This window comes from Aquimarina besae, from assembly GCF_042434905.1.
Lineage (GTDB): Bacteria > Bacteroidota > Bacteroidia > Flavobacteriales > Flavobacteriaceae > Aquimarina.
This window is the reverse complement of sequence record NZ_CP170199.1, coordinates 885,089-909,461: the sequence shown is the minus strand read 5'-3', so window position 1 is coordinate 909,461 and position 24,373 is coordinate 885,089. Positions and strand designations below refer to the sequence as shown.

Here is a 24,373-nt window from a genome sequence, read left to right as displayed (position 1 = left end):
ATATTGATTCTGAATTTAGTCTTCCCACTCAAATATTAAACCTTCTGAGGTTTTGACATAATAGCTATTTATCAATTCTGAATTATATGTAGGTTCAACATCAACAGTATAAATTGTTGCCTCCTCTGCTCTTTTATATAAGAATTCTATTTCCAATTTATCTCTGATTATACCTTCTTCTGATGCTATTTCAATATTAAGTTCCTCAGATGAAATTTTTAATTCGTCAAAAAAATTATCTCTCCTAATAAAGTCAGTTGAAAGTGAAACGTATGATTTCCTTAAAATATACTTAAAAAAACCTTTTCCGGAAAGAATAACTTTTTCGAAATCTCCATACTTGTCCATTTCAAAAGAAAAGTCACCTACATAATAAAAAGATGCACCTGTATGCCCTGCGGACGTGCTACCAAAATAGTCACCAATTATGTCGCCCGACCCTGAAGTAGTTCCAACGGTTTCTTCATATATTTCCACTGTTTCACAAACCTCAGGACATATATATCCATCGTACGAAGTTGCCTCATTCAAAAAATTCTCTTTCATTCTTTCAAATGACGCAACAACTTTCTGAACATCTTCTAAAGTTTCCAATTTGTACGTATCAATTTCTATTTCTTCTTTGATTCTATCATCAGAATAATCACAAGAATAGAAACTTAGAGCTGCTATAATTATTGCAATCAGTTTTTTCATGAAAATTATTAGTTAAACTGATTTTCCTCAAACGCTTTATAAGTAGCGTTGACAATCTCCATGGCTTTGGCATTTCCTTGGTTAATTCTATCTTGGTTTAATTTTCTATGAGCCAAAATGCTAGATATTTTTTCTAAAACTTTATCTAAATCCATGTTAGTTTTGAAATATGTTAATAAATCTAAATTGAAATCTCTCAGATTTAGAATTGAAAGCATATTTTCTATCTTATGTTCATAAGACAATGCATAAAATGGAACTTTATTGTTGATCGAAAAAACAATGGTATGATATCTAGCTCCTATTACGAATTGAGAGTTTGCAATAATCTCCTGCTGTATGTCTGAGTTGTAACGATCATCTATAATAGTTATCCTGTCACTATTTACTTCTTTTGCTAATCTTGTCATATATTTATGATCGTTCTCATCAGCAAACATTTGTGGTAATAGTACAACATCGAGATTTTCCTTATTTAAAATATGATCTATAATGCCTTTATATAGTTCATCCATCCTGTTTTTATCAATGGTTTTAAAATAGGTATGCCAGCGATATAGTTCATTAGGAACTACAACTACATATTGTTTTGTTTTTAAATTATCATATACTTTTGGGATTTCAACACTCTTTTTAACTAAATATGTTGTGTCTATTGCTTTGTTGTATGTTAATCCTATAGAGTCTGCAAAACCGTGACTTTTGTCATCCCTAAGTGATAAGAATTTTGCATATTTTAGTACTTCAATTGCTCTCTTTTGAAAGATATTAGGCAATCCATCTAACGGACCAAAAGAAATCGAATAAATTGATAGGGGCTTACCAGCTTTTTTTACCATCAATAACCTCCACAAATAGTACCAGTCTTGATAAGGGCCTAAATTAATTCCCCCCGGAGCACTAATGATCGAATCGTATGATTTAATCAAACTATTCTGCTTTCTAAGTGCATTACTGAACAGATGAAAAAAAGAACTAATTGATGGAATAAAAACGCTCATCCTAATCATTAGTTTGTCGATCTTTCCTAGAGGAAAATGAAAGTGATTTATATCCTTCAAATCTTCCATCCCATTTCCTATATGTGCATCTTGACTTAATTTAAAATACCAATTATATAAGATGTCAACCTTTACATTATTATGATTTTCCTTTATCTTTCTTATCAAAGCCATTCCTGCAGATTCATCTCCGTGGTTACAGGTATGTTGATTAAGTAATAATATTTTTTTCATCTTTTAAAGTTTTTATCTTGGTTATTTTTGATTTAAAGTTTCTCGTCTATGATGTTCTTTTATTCCAGATTTGAACATAAAAATTCTTATGGATATAATAAGTAAATCTACCATTAAAAGTGTAAATACAATTAGTAATACATTTTCAATTTTAATCACGATCAGCACTATTGATATTGTTATGTATAAAACAAGAGGATAAACCTGAGATAGTGCCAAATTTCTTGTTTTATTTATTACTAAAAGACCATTTAATCCTAATGCATTCAGAATTGTATATGTGATTATCAAAAAGCTCATTAAAAAATATAATGGGTTTGCAAAATCGAATTCCTTCAGTTCTGAGAAATATCCAAAAATTAAATCTTTTAATAAAAAAAGGAAAATTACAACGCTTATTCCAGCAAAAAGACTTAACAAACTGCTTTTTTTCCAAAGTTGAATAAATTTATTAAAATTCATTACAAAATATATAGCAAGCCTAGGATGAAAAACCTGGTTAATTATCATTACCATTTGTTTTCCAAACGATACTAATTTTTCAATTGAACTATACACTCCAACAATTTCATAAGGAAATAACATCTTCACAATTAATACAGGTGTATTTTGAAAAATATTTGATGCAATTGTTGAAATAAACACAGAGCTCCCTTCTTTTAGATAATAGGATATCTCTTTTAATTTAAATTCGAATTTTATATTAAAGAAAAATACCGCACAAAGCATAGACACTAAACCAGCTGTAATTACCCCTGAAGATTTAAATAGTGTTACATATTTGAAATCCAAGTTAATTTTAATAATTATAATAATTCCAACTACATAGATTGTGTTTGCAATAAGGTTTGTGATAGCTATAAATCGCATTTTCTCTTTTCCTTGAAAGAACCAATCAACATTTAAGATTCTAGCCAGTATCATCCCTGAGCTGTAAACAAAGATGATTTTATAATCCCGGTAACTTTCATTATAGTCTATTATAAAATAGAAAACTAATAACAGAATTATCGTAAGAACAGATTTTAGAAAAAAAATAGAAGAAAAAATAACATCCTTTTTTTCTTTATTCTGGGCAATAAATTTTACTCCAGAAATATTAAAGCCGAAATCTGCCAAAGAACAAAACAACAATGCCAATACGAATGCTGTTGAAATAATCCCATACTTTTCAACACCAAATTCACTCAAAAGTAATGGAAAGCTTATTAACGGACTTAAATAGTTAAAAAACTGCGCAAGGCCCAGTGAAAAAAGACTCTCAAATAAGCTTTTATCAAGTCTTATTTTATTTTTCATTTACAGATTTAAAAATAGATCTATACAAATCTTTGGTCCAGCTTGGAATTATTCCTCTAATACCATAAACCAAGTATTTATATCTTAATATTGGGAATGCAAGTTTTCTTTTGAAATGTTGAAAATTATTTTTTTCTAATGCTTCCGTAAAATATTTATCAACAACATCCAAAAACTTCATACGATAATTCTGAACTTTAATATATTTATGATCATCAAGTTTGGCATCTTGAGGATCCACTCTTTTTTGTGGCGCCCATATTCCTTCTTGGCGGAGTTTATGAAGTCGATATGCAAGTCCTTTTCTACGATGTCGAAAACTCCCTCCTTGCGATGCCATCACAATATCTTTATCTATTACGTCAAATTGAAGTTTTTTATCATTAATTCCTTTTTTAATAAGACTATCTATAGTTTCATTTCTCGTCAAAACTAGGTTGCTTCCCTTCCAGTCTTTTCTATACTTTGCGGCCCAGGCATCTCCAAACACTACATCAGATGTTTCTGCAAGTACGTCGTCACAATAATCGCAAGCCTTATACTTAAAGAATCCAAGTCCCCAATCTGTTCCATACAATTCGCTGGCTGTTTTAGAAACTTTTTGCAAAATCTTATCGCCCTTTTTGTAGGTTATTTTAATAGCATATAAAGCCGCTGAGGAAGATGGAACTTTATGCCTAAAATCTATATTAATAACATCTTTTGGGTGAATCCCCTGTTGCCACGCAAATAAAGAAGTAAAATTTTTACTCTTTAAATGCCCACATACGATCCCGATATAATAAACAATCCTCTTTTTGATTTCTTTATCATTTTCCGAAAGATTTCTTGCTGCTTTGATAAAACAAGGGACACCAACAATGGCATATCTTTTATCTGTGTTTTTAATCTTCTTCATTACCTCAGACATTTCCACAGGATAGTATCTAGATTTTGCTCCCTTTCTCATCTCCAGCAGGTTTTCAGAAATGGCAAATTCAAAAATAGTGTCATCCTTGCTGTTTGCCTCTTTGACATGAATAACAGCATCGATCAAATTTTCTTCCATAAGAATACTTAACAACCAAGATACTCCTCCTCCTGAACTACCTGCTTCTCTAAAGCTGCCTTCATCCACATAACCCGCATAGGAATTTAAATAATAGCCCAGCTCATTATCTTTTGTTATATCTTTTATTTCTGAAAAGTACTTATCGCCAAGTTCATCTTCATTCATTGAAGCCGATGTAAAAGGACATACTTTATCGGGAAGTTCGTCATTTGCATCTAAATTTGTGTTAACGGCCTTATATCTTCCTTCTTTTGTAGTTTCTATAGTATAGTTAGAATTATTTACTGCCGCACAAACTCCGCAACCTATACAATAATTTCCTTCTAATACTTTATCTATTGTTATCATCAAACTAATTTATCGATTAGGTGCATTGGGTGCCTAATTTTCTTTAGAAAATTTACTTAAGTTTTAACAAACACCTTCTTAAACTATCCCTCCAATGAGGAATTTCAATATCCATTTTATGCTTTATTTTGGATTTATCCAAAACACTGTAATGTGGTCTTTTAGCTGGAGTCGGATACTCTTCGCTTTTTATGGGGTTTACTTTAATTTTATTGTTTGCTTCTTCAAAGATTGCTTTTGCGAAATCGTACCAGCTGGCAACTCCTTCATTACTGAAATGATAGACTCCATAACAGCTGCTTTTACTTGTAATTATCTTTAAGATTGCCGTTGCCAGATCTCCTGCATAAGTAGGTGTTCCGATTTGGTCATAAACAACACTTAATTCTTCTCTTTCTTTTCCTATCTTGAGCATGGTTTTTAAAAAGTTATGGTTGTGCTCAGAATATAACCAAGAGGTTCTGATAACAAAATGCTCCTTAGTCATGATAGCTTCTTTTTCTCCATTTAATTTGGTCATCCCATAAATACCTAATGGATTGGTAACATCCTCTTCTTTATATGGAACTGACTGTTGGCCGTCAAAAACAAAATCCGTAGAAACCTGTATTAATATCGCTCTATGGTCTTTACAAAACTTAGCAAGATTTTTAGCTCCTTCTTCATTTACGTCTTTCGCCATTTGGGGTTCTGCCTCTGCTTTATCTACAGCAGTATAGGCTGCACAATTAACACAATACTCTATTTGATAAGTGCTAAAAAAATCTTTAACTTCATTTTCTTTAGTAATATCGAGCTTATCTGAATCAACAAATAAAAAATTAAAATCTTTTAGATCTTTAATAGCATCCCTAATACAAGAAGCTAATTGACCCTTACCTCCTGTAACCAAAACATTTTTCATATTCTAGCATTTTCAAATAGCGGTAACACTTTATCTTTATCGGATACTATCAATTGATCCATTGGGAGCTTCCAATCGATATTAAGAGATGTGTCATTATATATTATTCCTCCCTCTGCCGCTTTATTGTAAAAATTATCACACTTATAAAAAAAGTGAGCTATATCGCTTAATACCACAAAACCGTGTGCAAATCCCCTGGGAATAAACAGTTGTTTTTTGTTTTCTTCTGATAATTCTACAGCGATGTGTTCTTTAAAGGTTGGAGAGTTTTTGCGTAAATCTACAGCAATATCCAAAACTCTGCCTTGTAAAACCCTCACCAATTTTGCTTGAGCATATTCTCCAAGCTGATAATGAAGCGCTCTAACAACTCCTTTAGATGAAAATGATTGGTTATCTTGAACAAAATTCACTTCTTGCCCAATTAAATCATTAAACTTATTTTGATTATAACTTTCAAAAAAAAAGCCTCTATCGTCCTTAAAAACTGTAGGTTCTAAAATAAAACAACCTTTTAGTTTTGTCTCTTTTGCAATCATTTCTATTCTTCTAAAATACTAGTTAGGTGTTTTCCGTATCCACTTTTTATCAAAGGTTTAGCCAATTGCTCCAACCGCTTTTTTGATATATAATTCATTTTATAAGCTACTTCCTCTATAGAACCAATTTTTAACCCTTGTCTTTCTTCAATTACCTGAACAAACTGAGAAGCCTGCATTAAAGAATTGAAAGTTCCTGTGTCTAACCAAGCTGTTCCTCTGTCCAAAATACTTACGTTTAGTTTTCCTCTTCTCAGATATTCTAAATTAACATCGGTAATTTCAAGCTCTCCTCTATGACTTGGTTTAATATTTTTTGCTATGTCGATTACTTCATTATCATAGAAGTATATGCCTGGTACTGCAAAATTGGATTTTGGATTTTTAGGTTTTTCTTCAATTGAAATAACTTTATTTTCTTTTTCAAACTCTACTACACCATATCTTTCAGGGTCATGTACGTGATACGCATAGATTATACCTCCATCCGGATCATTGTTTCTCTGTAAAAGATCTGCCAAACCCGTGCCATAGAAAATATTATCTCCTAGAATTAAAGCTACTTTATCATCTCCAATAAAGTCTGCTCCAATTATAAATGCCTCTGCCAATCCATTAGGGTTTTCTTGAACTGCATATTCAAACCTACACCCATATTTTGAGCCATCTCCCAAAAGTTTTTCAAATAAAGGCAAGTCGAATGGCGTAGAAATAATCAAAATTTCCTTGATTCCGGACCACATCAACGTAGACAAGGGGTAATAGATCATTGGCTTGTCATAGATAGGCATTAACTGCTTACTGACTGCTAAGGTAAGTGGATGTAATCTTGTTCCAGAGCCTCCCGCTAGAATGATTCCTTTCATATACTATAATATTTTTTTAAGTACCAATCAATAGTTTTTTCGATACCGCTTTCAAAATTCTCATCTGCTTTCCATCCCAGTTGATTTTCTATCTTTGAGGCATCAATAGCATATCTCAAATCGTGACCTGGTCTATCTTTTACGTACGTAATTAGTTCTTGATAAGATTTTCCGCTATTTCTGGGTATCCTTTGATCTAACAATTCGCAAATCTTCTTCGCTATGTAATTGTTATTTCGTTCATTTCTTCCTCCTATATTATAGGTTTCTCCTGAAATTCCATTCTTATAGGCCAGTTCAATTCCTTTACAATGATCTAATACATATAACCAATCCCTTACATTAGTTCCATCACCGTAGATAGGAATATTCTCTCCAGAAACAGCCTTTCTGATAATTGTTGGTATCAGTTTTTCATCGTGCTGTTTTGGTCCATAGTTATTAGAGCAGTTTGTCGTAACCACGTTCATCCCATAAGTATGAAAATAGCTCCTAACAACCAAATCAGAAGAAGCCTTAGAGGCACTATAAGGACTATTTGGTGCATAAGGAGTAGTTTCAGTAAAAAGCCCTTCTTTACCTAGGGTTCCATAAACTTCATCTGTAGATACGTGATGAAAACGACAACTTTTAAAACCTTCTTTATATTGATGAGGAGCATTCATCCAATGATTTCTGGCAACATCGATTAAAGTAAAAGTACCAAATACATTTGTTCTTATGAACTCATCAGGATTAGATATCGAATTATCTACATGTGATTCTGCAGCAAAATGAATAACACCGCCAAATTCGTATTTTTTGAATAACTCTTCAATAAGGGGTCTATCACATATATCTCCCTTAACAAATATGTAATTTTCTGATTTTTTTAACTCTGATAGGTTTTCAGTATCTCCAGCATATGTTAGTTTGTCAATATTTACTATTACGGTATCATTATTACATTCTAAAAAAAAAGGAATAAAATTAGAGCCTATGAATCCCGCTCCTCCAGTAACTAATATTTTTTGCATATTATCTATTTTCTATTGATAAGAAGATTTATATTTTTTTAAATACTTATTCAACGCTAAAAGTATCAAGACTAAAAACACTAACAATATTAAGCCAATAGGCAATAAAACCTTCTTTTGTAATAATAAGTCATTTACCAATGCTCCTTTATTAGGAAAATCAGATATTACATTAATAATATTTTCTGAATCCGCTTTTTCTTGATTTAGTCTTATTATTGCTGTATTGAGTTGTTTAGCTTCATTTAATAATGCAATTTCTGAGCGATCTAAGTCATTGTTTTCTGAACTTAGATTAATACTGGTACCTGTCGAACTTTCAGGTTTCTTAATCTCTAGCAACTTTAAATTCTGATAAAACGTTTTAAGAGAGTCTACTTCAACCAATTGTTTTCTTGTTACAGAGTCACTAATTTTTAGATTTAAATCATTCGTTTTCTTTTGGACTTTAAAATAATTATTGTTTTCGATAGAACGAACTATCGCATTTTGACATTTTTTTGCTACTTCTGGATTAATGGCCCTTAATTCAATTTTATGAAATCTGGCGTTAATGTTATTAAAATTTTTCAAATAACTTTCATAACTCAAACTAGATCTAGAAACTGAGTCCAAGGTAGAAACAAAATCACTGAATTGTTTTAATTTTTGATTATCATCAGAAAATGCTTCAATTTCAATTTTTGTTATAGTTTCTGCCTCTTTGTCGGATATTTTTAAAGAAGCCGCTAATGTTTTAAACGCTTTTTCTTTTGCTAATTCGTTATAAAATTCAATATTATTATACAATTGTTGCGCACTATTAAAGTTAGGCTCCACAATCATCGAAGACCTGTATATAGGTTCAGAAACTGAATCCCAGAACCAGCCAACAGCTCCGCCTATGACGCCTGCTATTACAAATTTCAGAAAATGCTTCTGAATAAATAACAGAAAAAGTATTATTAAATGAAAAAGTCCTTTAAAAATAGTTCCAATAAATCTAAAAACCTTGCTAATTGCCTCTCCAACAAGTCTAAATAATTGTTGTAGGTCAATCTCTTCAGATATTTTTTCTTCGTTCGTACTCATAATAATAATGCAAGATTATAATAAAAGACTTTATTACGCCAGCGCAAAGGTAATGTCTTTTGAGAAATTATCGCAGTCGTCTTGAATTTAATTATGTTTGCTTTAATAATATACAAACCTCTTTAAAAAAATTACCGTTAATCCTCTTTATTCATTAATAAAACTATTTATTTTACGAGAAATACTCAAAAACAAAAATACTATTGAAGTTCCAATGCATAGTGTTATAGGTAATAACAATATTAATCTTCTATGCACACCAACTGGTCGAGGAATAATATTACCATACTCAATCACCTCAAAAAGTTCTTTATCCAATGTTAGGGTTCTTTCTTGTTGGCTAATTACGTTTAATAAATCATCCTTTCTTTTCAATAATGATGAAATAGTAGGGATTTCTGATTCTTCAGCGTACACCACGATTTCTTTCTCTTGCTTACCTTGATTTTTATTCAATTTATCCAAATATTCCTCTACGTAAAGTAAGGTCTCTTTATTTTTTTCTAAATTATACTTTGTCTGTTGGAGCCTTAACGATAACTGTTTATTATAATACTCATTTGAACGAATATAAGATAGTAATGCTTTTGAAACCTTTTTGTTATCAGGAGATTCGCTATTAAAATGAAATTTTAATTTGTGGTACTTGTAGAAGTCTCTATATTTTTCATCCTCTAAGGTTTTCTCATCATATTCTTCTATAATATGATGAAAATAATCCTGATCTCCATATTTTAAATGCAATCCATCCAACACGTCGGTTGCCTGAATTATTGGTTCTAATGTTATTTCTTTTATTCTGGATACCTGAGATGAATCTATTTGTAATCTTTCCAGAAAAGCCTTGTCTTTTAAATTCCTTTTTAAGCCGTCTATAAAACCGTAGATATATTTGTTGGTTTCGTATTTAGGTTCTATTATGACTTCTTGAGAAAATGTTTTGCTTATCTTCAGCTTTTTGTCTAGAAAATATCCTGCAATGGCTGCTGCAATGAATAAAACGGAAAACAAAACAAAGTTCCTTTTATAGAACAAGACAACTCCTACCAAACCTTTTAATATGCCTTTAAAAAAACTTTTAATAGCATTAAATAGTGGTTTAACATCTATTATTTCGTCATCGTTATTTAATTGTTCCTGAGTCATATTAATTAAGCTTCCTTAAAAATCTGTTCTAAAATTTTCTCCGTAATTAGATACGTTGGTTTTACTCCTGTGGTACCTAATCCTCCTGAGGCCAGTGTGCTTCCTGTTTCTAAGGGGTTGTCTGATGCGTAGTAGGCATAATTAACTTTAACATCCGCACTAATACTACCGCGTAGTTTTGACGCAGACTGAATCGCTTTTTGGTAATGAGCACCTTCCATTTCCAATCCAATTACATTCCAAGTAGAATCGTGAAAAAACTTCAATATGTCCCTGTTCTGTAGCGAAGTACCTAATACGGTTATCATAGATCCATCATAAATGTCAATCCCGTGCCCTTCTAAATCTTCTTTTTTTAAACCGTTATCAAAAGGATAGTTGTCTGCTGTTCCTTCGAACACGTGAGCAGAAGGTATCATAATATCGCCTTTACCTCCTTCCAGAATACCTGCTTTCCCCATTAGAGAAACAGATTTTACATCCAAATGTTTTCTTCCTTCAGTTTTAACATACGGTTTTAGAAGTTCATCCATAGTTTCATACGCTTGTTCTCCAAAAGCATAATCCATTACTATAATCACCGGTTTATCTTCGGTTTTTACATTCGATATAAGCGAAGCGTATGTGCCTTCTGTATATTTTGATATGTCAAATATTTGCACATTGATATTGGTTCCGCTTTGATCCTCAATGTAGGTCATCCCTTTTTGGAGGGCTATTTTTTCTACTTTTGCTCTTAATCTATCATTTTTACTCTCACTTAGCAGCTCATAAACTTCAAAGGTAGTTTTATTCTTAAGCTCTGCTTTAAGTGCTAAAGGAGTATACAGTGTATTCATTACACTATGCATATTCGCACTGATGATGTGTATTGGTCGATCAAGAAGGTTAAGATCTTCGAGTTTACTCTTAATCGTATTTGCCCACCGTTCTCCGTGAATATGATGACCCAAGCGTTCTCTTAAAACCGGGCTAAACGTCACAATTCTCTTGTTTCCGTTTACAAATTCATCAATTGCCAATTTACCAAGCCAGTAAATGATATGCAGAAATCTTTCTTTATTTTCAGGGCACGAAAAGCTATCATAAATAGAAGTAACTTCCTGAAAAGTTCTACCTAAAATATTTGCTGTGTGTGTCAATGCTACTTCTCTTTCGGCTTTGGTCAGCTCCTTTTTCGAGGTTACAGCATTTTCCAACTTATCCCAATCTCGTGTAACATTTCCTTCCTCATTGATCACCACTCGATTCATTATTTTATGAGATTCAATAAACAGAAAGGTGAGATGTGTAAGAATATCATAGATTTCAGATCGTCCTCGAGTAATCTCAATGTTCATCTGCTCTTCATCTATTCTGTAGCAATTTCTTCTTCTTTTTGGTGGAACAATTGCCTTAAAATGTGAGTTTTTATAACCTTCTTCACTGGTAAGGTTAATATAACGACATTCTTCTATTCCGATTGGTAATCGATCAATTACATACAACAAACCATCTAATTCTACTTTTTCTTCGGCCACAGAACCATAAATTTCGGGGCGCAGTGTAAGTAACCCTTCTCTTAAAGTATCTCCAGAAACTCCCATAGGTTTGTAAAAACCTCGATTGAATAGATGCCGCATTGTAATATACATACGTTCTATAGCGCTTGAGCTTTCCTGTGCTCTTGTTCTTCCTTGTAGTTTCAGATTTGTCATAAAATTTTTCCGAACAAAGATATAATTTATTTATCTATCGTAATTGATAAGGAATCTACAATCTTTCTGTCATTAGAAAGTCTTGGTAGTTTGTTTTGGCCCCCTAATTTTCCTATGGATTTCATATAACTGTTAAACCCATTAACAGGAACCTTTCTGACTTTTAGTGTTCTTAACACATTCCCCACAATCAAATCATCATAATATGTGTTTTGTTTTCGTAAAGAATTGTCAATCTGTAGTGCAAATTCTTCAAGATCCTGTGGGGATTCCTGAAACTCTACAAACCATTCGTGATAAGGTAATTCTGAGTCATCAGGATTAATTTGGGGTGCTACGGTAAACTCCTTGATCATAGTACCGGTCATCTCTGAGGCTTCTTTAATTGCTTGTTCTACTTCTTTACCAATTACATGTTCACCAAATGCAGAAATAAAATGTTTAATTCTACCTGAAACCACCAATCGATAAGGTGAGGTACTGGTAAACATGATTGTATCTCCAATATTATATGCCCATAATCCAGCGTTAGAGGAAATAAGCATCACATAGTTTACCCCGACTTCTACATCTCCAATGGTCAACCTTCTGGGATCTTCTTCAAAAAACTCTTCCGCCTTTACAAATTCATAAAACATTCCAGAATCCAACTGTAAAAGCATTCCTTTTTCATTTTGTTTATCCTGAAACGCAAAGAACCCTTCAGAAGCAGGATATAACTCAATACTGGCAACTTTTCTTCCTATCAGTTTCTCAAAAGTAGCTTTATAAGGTTCATAATTTACACCACCGTAAATAAATAATTCAAAATTCTTAAATAGTTCTCCTATTGGTTTTCCTGTCCTTTTCTTTAGTTTTTCAAAATACATTTGAACCCAAGGTGGAATTCCACTTATGATGGTCATATTTTCGTTTACCGTCTCCTCGACTATGGCATCCACTTTTGTCTCCCAATCATCGATACAATTTGTTTCCCAACTTGGTAATCTGTTTTTTTGAAGATACTTTGGAACATAGTGGGCCACGATCCCAGAGAGTCTCCCCAGGTTAATTCCGTTTTTTTCTATAAGCTCAGGGCTTCCCTGAAGAAATATCATTTTTCCATCTACAAATTTAGACTTTCCGCTTTCTGCAATGTAACACAAAATAGCATTTCGCGCAGCGCTAATATGAGTTGGCATAGACTCTGAAGTTAAAGGAATGTATTTGACGCCACTTGTAGTTCCAGAAGTTTTTGCAAAATAAATTGGTTTTCCGGGCCATAAAACATCACTTTCTCCTTTTACAACACGATCTACATAAGACCGTAGTTCTTCATAATCCCTGATGGGAACATTTTTTACAAAATCCTGATGAGTTTTTATGTTTTTAAAATGATGATCCTCTCCAAAAGCTGTATTCTGGGCGGATGTTATTAATTTATCAAAAACTTGTTTCTGGGTTTTTACCGGATTATTTGCCCATTTATTTATCTTTTTACGGATATGTTTTGCAAAAATCTTTGCCCCTAATGATTTAATAGACATTATATGTTGTTATTCAAAATCAATAAATTTTGATGGATCTGTAGGATATCCATCTCTCCATAACTCAAAATGTAAATGTGGTCCTGTCGAAAGTTCGCCCGTTGATCCTGCAGTTGCTATTACTTCTCCTGCCTTTACTAACTCTCCCTGCTGTTTTGTAAGAGAGGCATTGTGCTTATAAACCGTTAATAAGCTATTTCCGTGTTCCAATATGATCACATGACCCGTCTCCGAAGTCCATTCTGCAAAAATTACTGTTCCGGCAGCAGCGGCTTTGATTGGTGTGTCTTTAGGTACCGCAATATCAACCGCATAATGTCTTTTATTTACGTCATAAGTGTCTGTCACGCTTCCTTTCACTGGCGGAAATAAAGAGAAATCAGTACTCGACTTCTCACTCTCAAACAAGCTGTATTTATCTTCTCTGGAAACTTCTTCTCTAAGCTGCATATCCTGTTCTGACGGACTTAGATCAACTTCTTCCGGATTTAATTTTTGGGATTGTACGGCAGAATCAATATCAAATTCGACTGTTTTTACATCACCTGTAAGTACTTTTTTGATAGAACTATAATATTTCTCATTAATACTCAGCACCGTTTCTAAGGAATCTGCAGTAGAAACTAATCTCGTTGCTTTTTGATTCAATGAAGTAGAAGAATATCCGGGTATATATTCTCTTAATGGTGTAAAGGCAATCAATATGGTAGTACAAGAAATCAATACGATTGAAGTAATCATTACAAGAACAAAAACATTTAGCCGTGTTAGCTTAAAGGATATACGTTCTTCAAAAGTATCTTCATTGAGAATTACTAAGCGATACTTATTCAGCAGCTTTTTGGTAATTCTTTTTGGTTCTTTTTTCTTTTTAGCCATAGATTATACTATCAGGGCAATTGTGTTTGATACGCAAATATACATATTCTGTTTACGGATAAAAACGCTAAATATCATATTAGAACGTAAATTGAAAGTGAATAGTTTTGCATGAAGGTGTGAATATTCTCTTAAAAGCCGGATTTAGCAGTTCAAAAGTGCCTTTTTTAGCTAAATCTTGTTAACTTTGTAATCTAATTTTAAGAACATGATGTCATTAAGTGTATTTTTAGGAATGTTAGGACCTTGGCAAATCGCATTGATCGTGGCTGTGGTTTTACTTTTGTTTGGAGGTAAAAAAATTCCAGAATTGATGAGAGGTTTAGGAAGTGGAATCAAAGAGTTTAAAGATGCGTCTAAAGAAGATGAAGATCCTAATAAAATAGAAGAGAAAAAGTAATTTTCAACTTTTATATAATATTGAAAACCCATCCTTATAAAGTGGATGGGTTTTTTGTTTTTAATCAATCAGTGATAATTGAATTCTTTTTCTAGGTAAATCCACACTCATAACCGTAACCATTAAATGTTGGTTTAACTGTACTACCGCATTTACATCACTGATATATTCGTTAGCAAGTTTTGAAATATGTATCAGTCCACTTTCTTTAATTCCGATATCTACAAAACATCCAAAATTGGTAATGTTATTTACGATACCTGGTAATTTCATTCCGGCTTTTAAGTCTTCTATTGTTTTTACATTAGGATCAAATTCAAAAACAGTAGCTTTCTTTCTTGGGTCAACTCCTGGTTTTTCTAACTCTTTTACTATATCTGTTAATGTTGGCAATCCTACATCCTCGGTAATGTAATCTTGAAGTTTAATCTTGGTAATAGCTGTTTTGTTTCCTATTAGCTCTTTTAGAGGAACTCCAACATCTTTAGCCATTTTCGAGACTAATTGATATCTTTCAGGATGTACCGCAGAATTATCCAATGGGTTTTTAGGATCTGATATCCTTAAAAAAGCTGCGGCTTGTTCAAACGCTTTACCTCCTAATCGTGGAACTTTTTTTAATTCTTCTCTAGACTCGAGTGCACCATTTTCTGATCGATAGTTTACAATATTATCGGCAAGTTTATCTCCGATCCCAGACACGTAACTCAATAACGGAGCACTAGCTGTATTTACGTTAATTCCCACACTGTTTACACAGTTCATCACTACGGTATCAAGTTCGTTTTTTAATTTATTTTGATCTACATCGTGTTGATATTGCCCCACTCCAATTGATTTTGGGTCTATTTTTACCAGTTCTGCCAATGGATCTGCCAACCGCCTACCAATAGATACTGCTCCTCGAACCGTTACATCATAATTCGGAAATTCTGCTCTCGCAATTTTAGAAGCTGAATACACGGATGCACCACTTTCATTGACCATAAATACCTGGATTGAGGATTCGAATGGGATTTTTTTGACAAACGCTTCTGTTTCTCTGGCAGCGGTTCCATTCCCTACGGCAATCGCTTCAATTTTATAGGCATTTACCAAGGTTTTGATCTTTTTTATGGCATTGGTAGTCTCTCGTTGTGGTGGATGAGGATAGATATTTTCATTATGTAATAAATCGCCTTGTTCATCCAAGCATACCAATTTACATCCAGATTTAAATCCTGGATCTAAAGCTAATATTCGTTTTTGACCCAACGGTGAAGCCAGCAGCAATTGTTTTAGGTTTTGAGCGAATACCTTAATCGCATCATCATCTGCTTTTTCTTTAGTTTGATTTAGTACTTCTGTTGAAATTGCAGGTGCTAACAATCTTTTATAAGCATCTGCGATTGCCAAAAACATTTGATCCGTACATGCTTCTACGTTTGATTTGATCATAATATCATCAATAATATCTAAAGCATCATTTTCGGGAACAGTAATTTTTACTCGTACGATTTTTTCGTTTTCAGCCCTAAGAATTGCTAATAATCGATGTGAGGGACATTTGTGCAATGGTTCTTCCCAGTCAAAATATTGCTGATATTTCTGTGCATCTTCTTCGTCTTTCTTGGATTTAACCACGGTAGATGAAATGGCAGCTCTACGTTGATACAATCTGCGCAATCTATTTCTTACTTTTTCATCCTCATTGATCCATTCTGCAATAATATCTCTTGCTCCCTGTAGTGCCAGCTCTTCATTAATAATCGTATTATTAAGGTATTGAGAAGCTATAAACAGAATTTCTTCCTCTCGTTGTTGCATTATAATTTTAGCTAGTGGTTCTAGCCCTTGTTCTTTGGCAACTGTAGCTTTAGTCTTACGTTTTTTCTTATAAGGTAGATATAAATCCTCAACTTCTGAGACTGTTTGAGCAACTTCAATTCGTTTTTGCAGTTCTGGCGTTAATGCTTCTTGTTCTTGAATATTTGCAAGTACACTTTCTTTTCTTTTTTGTAAAGCTTCAAATGCGGTTTTATGCTTTACTATCTCACCAATCTCTACCTCATCGAGATTGCCGGTTATTTCTTTACGGTATCTGGATATAAAGGGAATAGTAGCACCATCATCCAAGAGCTCAATGGTTCTAGTAATTTGTTTTTCCGAAACGGGAACCTGTTTTGCAATAAAAGAAACAATATTCATTGGTTACATTTTTGAACCGCTAAATATATTATAAACCTCCTCCAAAATCAAAACATATTGGAATTGTCGTATAAAGAATTACTAATGAAATTCAATAGTTTTAATAATTGCTTCTAATTCGAACATGTAATTCCTTTTTCTCACAGAAGGAGCTAATACAAAACCTTCTATTACCAGTTGTCTGTTGTTTTCAACATCATCTATTACGTAGTTCACAAAAGGGCCGGCCATATATCGATCTTTGATTTCCCAGGTTCCTTTCGTTTCAAATGCAAATTTATTATCTAATGATGTTTCAAATAAATAGGGTGCGTAGGCTTCTTCTGTAATAAATTTGCCAGAATTGGTAGGTATTTTTAATACCCCTATAGAATCTCTTACCTTTATAATCTTTGCTACAGTATTGGAGTCTTTTGATATTGTTCCTAACGGAAGTTCATAAATCATAAGATTGGTATCCCCATTTTTAATATCCTTGCGTAACCAAAAGAATTTGTCCTCTTCTTTAGCGATTCGATACGCTGAAGGTATTTTGAGCGTAATGCCCATCTTTTCTTTTAGCTGGGGAATGTATTCTACTGATTTTTTAATTCTAAATTGTTTTTCTTTGGTTTCTACCTTTTTATATTTGGCAATCATTCCCTCTGATCTTTCTTGTATCAGTCTAATAATCTCATCATTATTCGTTCCGTTTATTACGTACCCTAATTGGGGAGTAGCATATTTATTAGTTGCAACGTATACTTTTGACTCGTCTCCTATCTGAATTTTAAGAAATAATCTATTTCTTCTAGAAATACCCGTAAAGCCTTCTGGAGGTAATTGCCTCATAGAAAACAACGGTTCTTCTTGTGGTAAGCCTGGCACCTCTGCTCCAAAATACTTGCGTATGGTATCGCCTAAACTACCTTTCCATAAATCATTCTCTATTACTACTGCTAGTTCATTAATTTTACCTACTGATTGAGCAAGGGAACCGTTTATTTTTTCGGAGGTGTCTTTTTTCTTTTCTGTACAACTAATTATACATAGAGATATAATAAAGACAAGTGTAAATTTTTTCATCTGTTTTTTTTTATTGCTTTTCTATCTGTCAGATGGAATTTGCCAACAATACTTTCGGTATATACAAACCGCGTTTTAAGGCTTATTTCATAATACAAATATACTTGGGATGAACTAATATTAAAATAATTATCTGCAGATTACAGATATCATACTGCCTATAACATCATAAACCGTTCCAATTGCACATTACAATGTAAAAAATTATGATTGTCTGCTTTTGCATCATTATTGCATTTTTAGCCAGTAAGTATTTGTTTTCAGAATCTCATTCTGCAATTAAACCTAATTTGTGATAGCACCTAAAATAACTTCAGGTTGCTATCGTAACTTATTATACGTTACGAATAATCGAATAAAATCAATACCTCTTGATTTAAAAAATTGGAAATTGACTTGGTGTTTTTCGGATTGTATAGGAGGGTATTTAGGACTTAGACAGCTTTAATTTCATACCCGGTTTGATTCCTGTGCCACTAATATTATTCCAGCTTCGTAAATTCTCGATAGAAACCCCTTTAAACTTTTGTGAAATACTCCATAAAGTGTCTCCAGCTTTTACTGTGTATGTTTCTGAGCTTCCTGTATCATTGCTTACAACAGCTTTTTGGGTGGTTTCTTTCTTTGGAGTTCTATCTACGACAGGACGTCTAGGATAAATAGTTAATCGCTGCCCTACTCTAAGATTATTGCTTCGTAAACCATTCCATCTTTTAATCTGACTTACCCTAACTCCATATCTTCTGGCTATTTTTCCTAAGAAATCTCCACTACGTACACGATACCGTATTTTATCATTTGCTTCAAAAAATTTGGGAAGTGGTTTCTCCCGCTTATTAAATTCTTCTTGTGCTAATGTATAAATTTGATTTTCATTTGCTACGAATTTACCAACCTGGTCCAGTGGTAAACGCAATACATAATTTTCGTCTTTAATATACGGAATGATATCCAGTTTATAAGATGGGTTTAAAAACTGTAATTCTTCAATATTAATATCCATCACTTCTGATACTTGATCCAACGTGATCATTTGCTTAACCTTTATGGTATCCGTCTCAAAATACGCAAACTCCGGTCTTCTTGGTTTAAATCCGTGTTCTTCTGCGTATTCAAAAATATACATGGTTGCCAAGAAGGCGGGTAAATATCCTGCGGTCTCTCTAGGCAGGTTATGTCTTATGTTCCAATAATTGGTGTATCCTCCACTACGTCTTATTGCTTTGGTTACATTTCCCGGTCCGGAATTGTACGATGCCAAAGCTAAATCCCAGTCACCAAATACACGATAAAGGCTAGCCAAATATTTGCATGCTGCTTGAGTAGCCATAATTGGATCCATGCGTTCATCTACATACGAACTTACCTCTAATCCAAACATTTTTCCGGTACCAAACATAAATTGCCAAAGTCCTGTAGCTCCAACTCTGGATTTGGCTCTAGGCTTTAAAGCAGATTCTACTATTGCTAAGTATTTTATCTCTAAGGGAATATTCTGATTATCTAATTCTTGTTCAAAGAGCGGAAAATAGAATTCGCTTAAGGCCATTAATCTTTCCAGATGTTCGTGACGATTTTTAAGGTAATTCTTAATCACACTTTCTAAAGAAGGATTATACTCAACATTAAAAGGTGTCCGTGCGTTAAGTTCTGCCAATCTTGCTTTTAGGGTGTCCGTAGGAAGATCTACATACTCCACCGGTTCGTATTCTAATTCAGTGACTGATTTGTAAATTGTATCAAAAAGACTGGAATTATATAATTCTTGTTTCCAGATGGAATCCAGTTGTGCTATTTCTGGGTGATCCTTTATGTCATATATAACACTATCTTTAATGCTTGTTTTGTTGAAAGTACTTGTTCTTAGTTCACCTACAGTGCTGATGACCTTAGTGGTATCCACTACTTGCACAGTATCCTTTTGAAGTGTTAGTTCTTTGTCCAGTGTCATTATTCCGGATGCTTTCGTTTCTTGGTTTGCGGGTGATGGGATCGTATCCTGCTGAGCTTGCAGCGTAACCATGTAAAAAAGAAAACTAAGACAGAACCAACAATTTTTACTCATTTCGGATATTGTATACATTTATTTCAACTAACGGATATTTTAGGACGATTAGTGTTGCAGTTATATGAGTTATCAACAACACTGCTGCGAAAATCGTGTTTTTTTTCTAAAATCCAAAAAATCAATTAGTTAAAAACACAAAAAAATCAGTCTAAACGACTGATTTTTAATAAATTTAGGTTTTATTAAGGGTTTTCTTACAGAAACTTATCTCTTTTGTTAATATCCAAGAATAAAAAAACCAATTCATCAAATCAGATTTCACTATTCATCTAGATAAATTCAGCAACTATTTTTTAGATTGTTACATACACATCTAAAAATAGCTTTTCAATTAATTTTCAATCGCGGCAATACCGGGAAGCGTTTTTCCTTCAAGACTTTCTAACATTGCTCCTCCACCTGTAGAAACATAACTTACTTTTTCACCAAATCCAAACTGCTTTACCGCAGCAACCGAATCTCCACCCCCGACGAGAGAGAATGCTCCCTTTTCAGTTGCTTCTGCAATCGAATGACCTAGTGTAATGGTTCCATTAGCAAAGTTTTCCATTTCAAAAACCCCTAATGGTCCATTCCAAAGGATGGTTTTCGAATTCAATATCACTTCGTGAAAATTCTTTAAAGTTTCTGGTCCCGCATCTAATCCTTGCCAACCATCAGGAATAGTATCTACGCTCATTGCTTTTGTGTTGGCATTGTTATCAAATGCATCTGCACCTATCACATCTACTGGTAAATGAACCTGTACTCCTTTTTCTGCTGCTTTTTTTAGAATTTCTAAAGCTAACTCTTGCTTATCATCTTCACATATAGAGTCTCCTATTTGACCTCCTTGTGCTTTAATAAATGTATAAGTCATTCCACCCCCTACGATTAGGTGATCAATTTTGTCTAAAATATTCTCTATAATAGTAATTTTAGAAGATACTTTAGAACCTCCTAAAACGGCTGTAACGGGCTTTTCTCCACTTCTTAATACTTTGTCAATGCTTTCGATTTCTTTTGCTAATAAACTTCCAAAACATTTGTTGTCAGGAAAGAACTGTGCTACAATCGTAGTAGAAGCGTGTGCTCTGTGCGCAGTACCGAACGCATCATTAACATAAATATCTCCCAATCTTGATAATTGTTCAGCAAAATCAGTGTCTCCGGCAGTCTCTTCTTGATGAAATCTTAGATTTTCAAGTAAAAGAACTTCGCCCGGATTTAGCTGTGCAACCGCGTCTTCAGCTTCTTGACCAACACAGTTCGATACAAACTTAACTTGCACACCGATTACGTCTGCTACCGTATCTACAATATGGTTTAATGAAAATTCTTGCTGCACTCCTTTCGGACGACCCAAGTGAGACATTAAAACTGCACTTCCGCCATCTTCTAAAATCTTAATAATTGTAGGTTTGGCAGCCTGAATTCTAGTATCATCAGTTACATTAAAATTTTCATCTAACGGAACATTAAAGTCTACTCTGATTAATGCTTTTTTATTTTCAAAATTAAAATCGTTGATTGTCTTCATCGGGTTGGTTTCATATTTCGCAAACGAAAATAATTCTATTTCATCAAAAACTAAATGAAAAAGGATCAATTTCTTTGGTAAAGTTTCACTTTTATTGATTTTTAACAAAAAGACAATATTAACTGATAAAATCTCATTGGGTTTATATCCGAATTCCGCTACCAATATTGTCCATTATTAATTTATATTTGCTTTATGCTTTTTTCAGAAATATTAGGGCTTACTCACATTAAAAGTTATTTAACCAACAGTGTAGAACGTGGTCGTATACCTCATGCGCAGCTTTTCGTTGGGCCTAATGGTAGTGGCACTTTACCAATGGCCATAGCATATGCCCAATATATTTTGTGTCAAAATAAAGATGGTGAAAATACTGGAGGTATTTCATCTTGTAATGTAAAATTTGATCACCTGGCACATCCTGATTTACATTTTGCGTATCCGGTTGCCACAAATGATAAGGTAAAAAAGCATCCAACAGCCAATCACTTTGCTGAAGAATGGAGAACTTTTGTTAAGGAAAATCCATACGGAAGTATTTTTGACTGGTATCTTCTATTAGGAATTGAGAAAAAACAAGGGCAGATAGGTGTGGATGAAGCATTAGATGTGGTAAAGAAACTATCCTTAAAAAGTTATGAAGGCGGCTACAAGGTAATGCTGATATGGATGGCTGATAAAATGAACATAGCCGCGTCTAATAAATTATTAAAACTTATAGAAGAGCCTCCGGAAAAAACAGTTTTTATTCTAATTACTGAAGATGAAGAGCAGCTTATACAAACTATAAGATCCAGATGTCAGGTTTTGCATTTTCCTCCACTTGGTGAACAAGTTATCAAAGATGCTATAAAAGAATCCGGAAACATTTCTGACGCAGAAGCTCTAAAAATTGCTCATCAGGCTAATGGTGATTTTAGTAAAGCGTTACATTTATTACATCACGATGGCGGCGATGAACAATTCGAAGATTGGTTTATTCAATGGGTTCGAACGGCTTTTAGAGCAAAAGGGAATAAATCTGCCGTCAATGATTTGATCAACTGGAGCGAGTCGATAGCGTGGTCTGGAAGAGAGACGCAAAAGAAATTTCTTAATTATTGCCTTGATTTTTTTCGACAAGCTTTATTGTTAAACTACGGCGCAGGGGACTTAGTGTTTTTAGAACCACAAACTAATGGTTTTAAACTTCAAAATTTTGCGCCTTTTATTCATGGAGGCAATATTATGGATATAAGTAATGAACTTCAAGATGCTATTTATCACATAGAACGTAATGGTAATGCGAAAATCATTTTGACCGACCTTTCTATCAAACTTACCCGATTACTTCATAAAAAAGCTGTTTAATGCTTTTTTGAATATTTTTTATTCTTGTTGTTTATTACGACTTTTAATATTCGTTATCACATTCTAAAACTAAACTCAACTTTATGGATAATTTTATGACTCACATTGTTTCGATAACAATCTTATTATTCTTGCTGATTACATTTCTACAATCTGGTATTGATAAAATCACTGATTGGAAAGGAAACCTAAGCTGGTTAAAAGATCACTTTTCGGAAACCTTCCTGGGCACGATAGTACCCCTTCTTTTAGGCACAATTTTGATTATTGAGATTATTACCGCTATTTTCTGTATTATGGGTGTCTATCACTTAATTGCGGATAATCATACCGGATTTGCATCCGGAGCTATGTTCTCTGCCTGTATCACTTTGCTTATGCTACTCTTTGGTCAGCGAGTTGCAAAAGACTACCAAGGTGCTTTAACCATCACCTGTTATTTTATCGTTGCTATTTTTGGGTTATATATCGTGAACTCATAAAAGTTAGAAAAACAAAAGAGCACTTAACAGTGCTCTTTTATTATACTTTAATAAGTACATCCACATTTACTTTGTCTACAACCAAAGTCTATTCCTAAGGTGATCATATGGGACCCTGCGGCATTACTTGCATCAAAAACTTCGTTTACATTTACTTGATATCCATAAGCAACATAAAAATTTGATTTCTTGATACCAATCATTGGTGATACAGAAAGTGGTTTAAAATCCTGATCTACCAAAGATCTCATACTTATTCCCGCCCAATAGTAATCACCGCGGTGTAGCTTTCTTACCTTTATATTTAAATCGGCTGTACTTCGACCGTCTCCGGCAAAATTTTGATACAATACGGATGGCTCAATTTCGATATCACTGAAGCGATCGTAAAAAGTATATCCCGAATACACATAGTAATTTTGAATCGAAGCTGGTTCTGTGGGATTAAAGTCATCTATTTCTTTACGCAAAAGATTTACCGCATTAGCACTTAAGAAAAACCTTCCCAATCGATACAACACTCCAATATCAAAGTTTGAATTGTTTACCGTAACATTTTCCAAAGATTGACTAGGCGGTTGATTAGGATCTCCGTCATTAAACTCTGATGTATCGATACCAAACTGAGTAAACTTATAACTGATTCCGAAGGATAAATATTGATTTGTATACTCATTTAGTGTCAGGTGATGCGCAAAGGAAAGCTGAACACCTTTTTGCGTGGTAAAACCATTTTGATCATTAAATAAGATCGCACCCACACCAGAACGATCCGATATACGACCATCTACAGAAATTGACTGAGTACCCGGAGCATCTGCAATATCAACCCATTGCTCAAATCCTGAAGCTCTAACCTGCCAGCAATCCCCAATACCCGCATAGGCACTAGAAATTAAATATGGATTATCAGCGATGTATTGATTCTGAACAGGTGCAAAAAACTCCTGAGCATAGCTTCTACCTCCTGCCATAGTTATTAATAAAACTATGGCACTTATCATATGTCTTGTGTACGTTCTCATA

The 24,373-nt window shown here is 33.6% G+C and carries 21 protein-coding genes; 3 read left to right on the top strand and 18 right to left on the bottom strand.

The features are described 5' to 3' along the window. Positions 1-15: 15 nt before the first annotated feature. From ACE94K_RS03895 to ACE94K_RS03835, 13 genes are all read right to left on the bottom strand, one after another. Positions 16-696, bottom strand: coding sequence for a hypothetical protein (locus ACE94K_RS03895; protein WP_378180236.1), 681 nt, complete (start codon positions 694-696; stop codon positions 16-18). 8 nt (positions 697-704) lie between these two features. Further along, positions 705-1,931 carry a polysaccharide pyruvyl transferase family protein gene (locus ACE94K_RS03890; RefSeq protein ID WP_378180233.1) on the bottom strand — a complete coding sequence of 409 codons (1,227 nt, stop codon included), beginning with the start codon at positions 1,929-1,931 and terminating at the stop codon, positions 705-707. Positions 1,932-1,952: 21 nt separating this feature from the next. After that, positions 1,953-3,230: an oligosaccharide flippase family protein gene (locus tag ACE94K_RS03885; RefSeq protein ID WP_378180230.1), complete on the bottom strand. Its 1,278-nt coding sequence runs from the start codon at positions 3,228-3,230 to the stop codon at positions 1,953-1,955. Then, positions 3,220-4,629, bottom strand: coding sequence for a Coenzyme F420 hydrogenase/dehydrogenase, beta subunit C-terminal domain (locus ACE94K_RS03880; protein WP_378180226.1), 1,410 nt, complete (start codon positions 4,627-4,629; stop codon positions 3,220-3,222). The genes ACE94K_RS03885 and ACE94K_RS03880 overlap by 11 nt, the downstream gene beginning before the upstream one ends. A 52-nt stretch (positions 4,630-4,681) precedes the next feature. Beyond that, positions 4,682-5,533, bottom strand: a complete 852-nt coding sequence (gene rfbD / locus ACE94K_RS03875) for a dTDP-4-dehydrorhamnose reductase (protein ID WP_378180223.1) — start codon at positions 5,531-5,533, stop codon at positions 4,682-4,684. Then, positions 5,530-6,075, bottom strand: coding sequence for a dTDP-4-dehydrorhamnose 3,5-epimerase (gene rfbC / locus ACE94K_RS03870; RefSeq protein WP_378180220.1), 546 nt, complete (start codon positions 6,073-6,075; stop codon positions 5,530-5,532). The genes rfbD and rfbC overlap by 4 nt, the downstream gene beginning before the upstream one ends. Before the next feature lie 2 nt (positions 6,076-6,077). Beyond that, positions 6,078-6,941, bottom strand: a complete 864-nt coding sequence (rfbA, locus tag ACE94K_RS03865; RefSeq protein ID WP_378180217.1) for a glucose-1-phosphate thymidylyltransferase RfbA — start codon at positions 6,939-6,941, stop codon at positions 6,078-6,080. Continuing rightward, positions 6,938-7,957, bottom strand: coding sequence for a dTDP-glucose 4,6-dehydratase (gene rfbB / locus ACE94K_RS03860; RefSeq protein WP_378180214.1), 1,020 nt, complete (start codon positions 7,955-7,957; stop codon positions 6,938-6,940). Before rfbB ends, rfbA begins: the two co-directional genes overlap by 4 nt. 12 nt (positions 7,958-7,969) lie before the next feature. Next, on the bottom strand, positions 7,970-9,028 hold the full coding sequence (locus ACE94K_RS03855) for a hypothetical protein (RefSeq protein ID WP_378180211.1): 1,059 nt from the start codon (positions 9,026-9,028) through the stop codon (positions 7,970-7,972). 147 nt (positions 9,029-9,175) lie between these two features. After that, positions 9,176-10,174 (bottom strand): hypothetical protein, encoded by a 999-nt coding sequence (locus ACE94K_RS03850; RefSeq protein WP_378180208.1) that lies wholly within the window; start codon positions 10,172-10,174, stop codon positions 9,176-9,178. Positions 10,175-10,179: 5 nt separating this feature from the next. Next, positions 10,180-11,871 carry a DUF6909 family protein gene (locus ACE94K_RS03845; protein WP_378180205.1) on the bottom strand — a complete coding sequence of 564 codons (1,692 nt, stop codon included), beginning with the start codon at positions 11,869-11,871 and terminating at the stop codon, positions 10,180-10,182. Positions 11,872-11,897: 26 nt separating this feature from the next. Then, positions 11,898-13,397: a GH3 auxin-responsive promoter family protein gene (locus ACE94K_RS03840; RefSeq protein WP_378180202.1), complete on the bottom strand. Its 1,500-nt coding sequence runs from the start codon at positions 13,395-13,397 to the stop codon at positions 11,898-11,900. A gap of 9 nt (positions 13,398-13,406) precedes the next feature. Beyond that, positions 13,407-14,276 carry a M23 family metallopeptidase gene (locus ACE94K_RS03835; protein WP_378180199.1) on the bottom strand — a complete coding sequence of 290 codons (870 nt, stop codon included), beginning with the start codon at positions 14,274-14,276 and terminating at the stop codon, positions 13,407-13,409. A gap of 208 nt (positions 14,277-14,484) precedes the next feature. On the opposite strand from ACE94K_RS03835, the gene ACE94K_RS03830 reads away from it, so the two are divergent. Then, on the top strand, positions 14,485-14,676 hold the full coding sequence (locus ACE94K_RS03830; protein ID WP_378180196.1) for a twin-arginine translocase TatA/TatE family subunit: 192 nt from the start codon (positions 14,485-14,487) through the stop codon (positions 14,674-14,676). A 60-nt stretch (positions 14,677-14,736) separates the two neighbouring features. Here the strand turns inward: ACE94K_RS03830 and ACE94K_RS03825 are convergent, their stop codons facing one another. From ACE94K_RS03825 to ACE94K_RS03810, 4 genes are all read right to left on the bottom strand, one after another. Further along, on the bottom strand, positions 14,737-16,863 hold the full coding sequence (locus tag ACE94K_RS03825) for a Tex family protein (protein WP_378180193.1): 2,127 nt from the start codon (positions 16,861-16,863) through the stop codon (positions 14,737-14,739). 81 nt (positions 16,864-16,944) lie between these two features. Beyond that, on the bottom strand, positions 16,945-17,928 hold the full coding sequence (locus ACE94K_RS03820; RefSeq protein ID WP_378180191.1) for a DUF4837 family protein: 984 nt from the start codon (positions 17,926-17,928) through the stop codon (positions 16,945-16,947). 427 nt (positions 17,929-18,355) lie between these two features. Beyond that, positions 18,356-19,993 carry a LysM peptidoglycan-binding domain-containing protein gene (locus tag ACE94K_RS03815; RefSeq protein WP_378180188.1) on the bottom strand — a complete coding sequence of 546 codons (1,638 nt, stop codon included), beginning with the start codon at positions 19,991-19,993 and terminating at the stop codon, positions 18,356-18,358. Positions 19,994-20,327: 334 nt separating this feature from the next. Further along, on the bottom strand, positions 20,328-21,515 hold the full coding sequence (locus ACE94K_RS03810; RefSeq protein ID WP_378180185.1) for a phosphoglycerate kinase: 1,188 nt from the start codon (positions 21,513-21,515) through the stop codon (positions 20,328-20,330). 195 nt (positions 21,516-21,710) lie between these two features. Between ACE94K_RS03810 and ACE94K_RS03805 the strand changes: the two genes are divergently transcribed. Both ACE94K_RS03805 and ACE94K_RS03800 read left to right on the top strand, forming a co-directional pair. Next, positions 21,711-22,865, top strand: a complete 1,155-nt coding sequence (locus ACE94K_RS03805; protein ID WP_378180182.1) for an ATP-binding protein — start codon at positions 21,711-21,713, stop codon at positions 22,863-22,865. An 83-nt stretch (positions 22,866-22,948) separates the two neighbouring features. Beyond that, positions 22,949-23,347, top strand: coding sequence for a DoxX family protein (locus ACE94K_RS03800; RefSeq protein ID WP_378180179.1), 399 nt, complete (start codon positions 22,949-22,951; stop codon positions 23,345-23,347). A gap of 47 nt (positions 23,348-23,394) precedes the next feature. On the opposite strand, the gene ACE94K_RS03795 is transcribed toward ACE94K_RS03800, so the two are convergent. After that, positions 23,395-24,372 carry a type IX secretion system membrane protein PorP/SprF gene (locus tag ACE94K_RS03795; RefSeq protein WP_378180176.1) on the bottom strand — a complete coding sequence of 326 codons (978 nt, stop codon included), beginning with the start codon at positions 24,370-24,372 and terminating at the stop codon, positions 23,395-23,397. Position 24,373 lies beyond the last annotated feature (1 nt).

What these genes read in the sequence shown, in the direction of transcription:
- ACE94K_RS03805 (WP_378180182.1), top strand. Translation starts at nt 21,711, where the DNA reads ATGCTTTTTTCAGAAATATTAGGGCTTACTCACATTAAAAGTTATTTA.
- rfbB (WP_378180214.1), bottom strand. Translation starts at nt 7,957, where the DNA reads ATGCAAAAAATATTAGTTACTGGAGGAGCGGGATTCATAGGCTCTAAT.
- ACE94K_RS03845 (WP_378180205.1), bottom strand. Translation starts at nt 11,871, where the DNA reads ATGACAAATCTGAAACTACAAGGAAGAACAAGAGCACAGGAAAGCTCA.
- ACE94K_RS03880 (WP_378180226.1), bottom strand. Translation starts at nt 4,629, where the DNA reads ATGATAACAATAGATAAAGTATTAGAAGGAAATTATTGTATAGGTTGC.
- ACE94K_RS03825 (WP_378180193.1), bottom strand. Translation starts at nt 16,863, where the DNA reads ATGAATATTGTTTCTTTTATTGCAAAACAGGTTCCCGTTTCGGAAAAA.
- ACE94K_RS03895 (WP_378180236.1), bottom strand. Translation starts at nt 696, where the DNA reads ATGAAAAAACTGATTGCAATAATTATAGCAGCTCTAAGTTTCTATTCT.
- ACE94K_RS03800 (WP_378180179.1), top strand. Translation starts at nt 22,949, where the DNA reads ATGGATAATTTTATGACTCACATTGTTTCGATAACAATCTTATTATTC.
- ACE94K_RS03835 (WP_378180199.1), bottom strand. Translation starts at nt 14,276, where the DNA reads ATGGCTAAAAAGAAAAAAGAACCAAAAAGAATTACCAAAAAGCTGCTG.
- ACE94K_RS03795 (WP_378180176.1), bottom strand. Translation starts at nt 24,372, where the DNA reads ATGAGAACGTACACAAGACATATGATAAGTGCCATAGTTTTATTAATA.
- ACE94K_RS03830 (WP_378180196.1), top strand. Translation starts at nt 14,485, where the DNA reads ATGATGTCATTAAGTGTATTTTTAGGAATGTTAGGACCTTGGCAAATC.
- ACE94K_RS03890 (WP_378180233.1), bottom strand. Translation starts at nt 1,931, where the DNA reads ATGAAAAAAATATTATTACTTAATCAACATACCTGTAACCACGGAGAT.
- rfbD (WP_378180223.1), bottom strand. Translation starts at nt 5,533, where the DNA reads ATGAAAAATGTTTTGGTTACAGGAGGTAAGGGTCAATTAGCTTCTTGT.
- ACE94K_RS03885 (WP_378180230.1), bottom strand. Translation starts at nt 3,230, where the DNA reads ATGAAAAATAAAATAAGACTTGATAAAAGCTTATTTGAGAGTCTTTTT.
- ACE94K_RS03815 (WP_378180188.1), bottom strand. Translation starts at nt 19,993, where the DNA reads ATGAGTAAAAATTGTTGGTTCTGTCTTAGTTTTCTTTTTTACATGGTT.
- rfbC (WP_378180220.1), bottom strand. Translation starts at nt 6,075, where the DNA reads ATGATTGCAAAAGAGACAAAACTAAAAGGTTGTTTTATTTTAGAACCT.
- ACE94K_RS03855 (WP_378180211.1), bottom strand. Translation starts at nt 9,028, where the DNA reads ATGAGTACGAACGAAGAAAAAATATCTGAAGAGATTGACCTACAACAA.
- ACE94K_RS03840 (WP_378180202.1), bottom strand. Translation starts at nt 13,397, where the DNA reads ATGTCTATTAAATCATTAGGGGCAAAGATTTTTGCAAAACATATCCGT.
- ACE94K_RS03820 (WP_378180191.1), bottom strand. Translation starts at nt 17,928, where the DNA reads ATGAAAAAATTTACACTTGTCTTTATTATATCTCTATGTATAATTAGT.
- rfbA (WP_378180217.1), bottom strand. Translation starts at nt 6,941, where the DNA reads ATGAAAGGAATCATTCTAGCGGGAGGCTCTGGAACAAGATTACATCCA.
- ACE94K_RS03850 (WP_378180208.1), bottom strand. Translation starts at nt 10,174, where the DNA reads ATGACTCAGGAACAATTAAATAACGATGACGAAATAATAGATGTTAAA.
- ACE94K_RS03810 (WP_378180185.1), bottom strand. Translation starts at nt 21,515, where the DNA reads ATGAAGACAATCAACGATTTTAATTTTGAAAATAAAAAAGCATTAATC.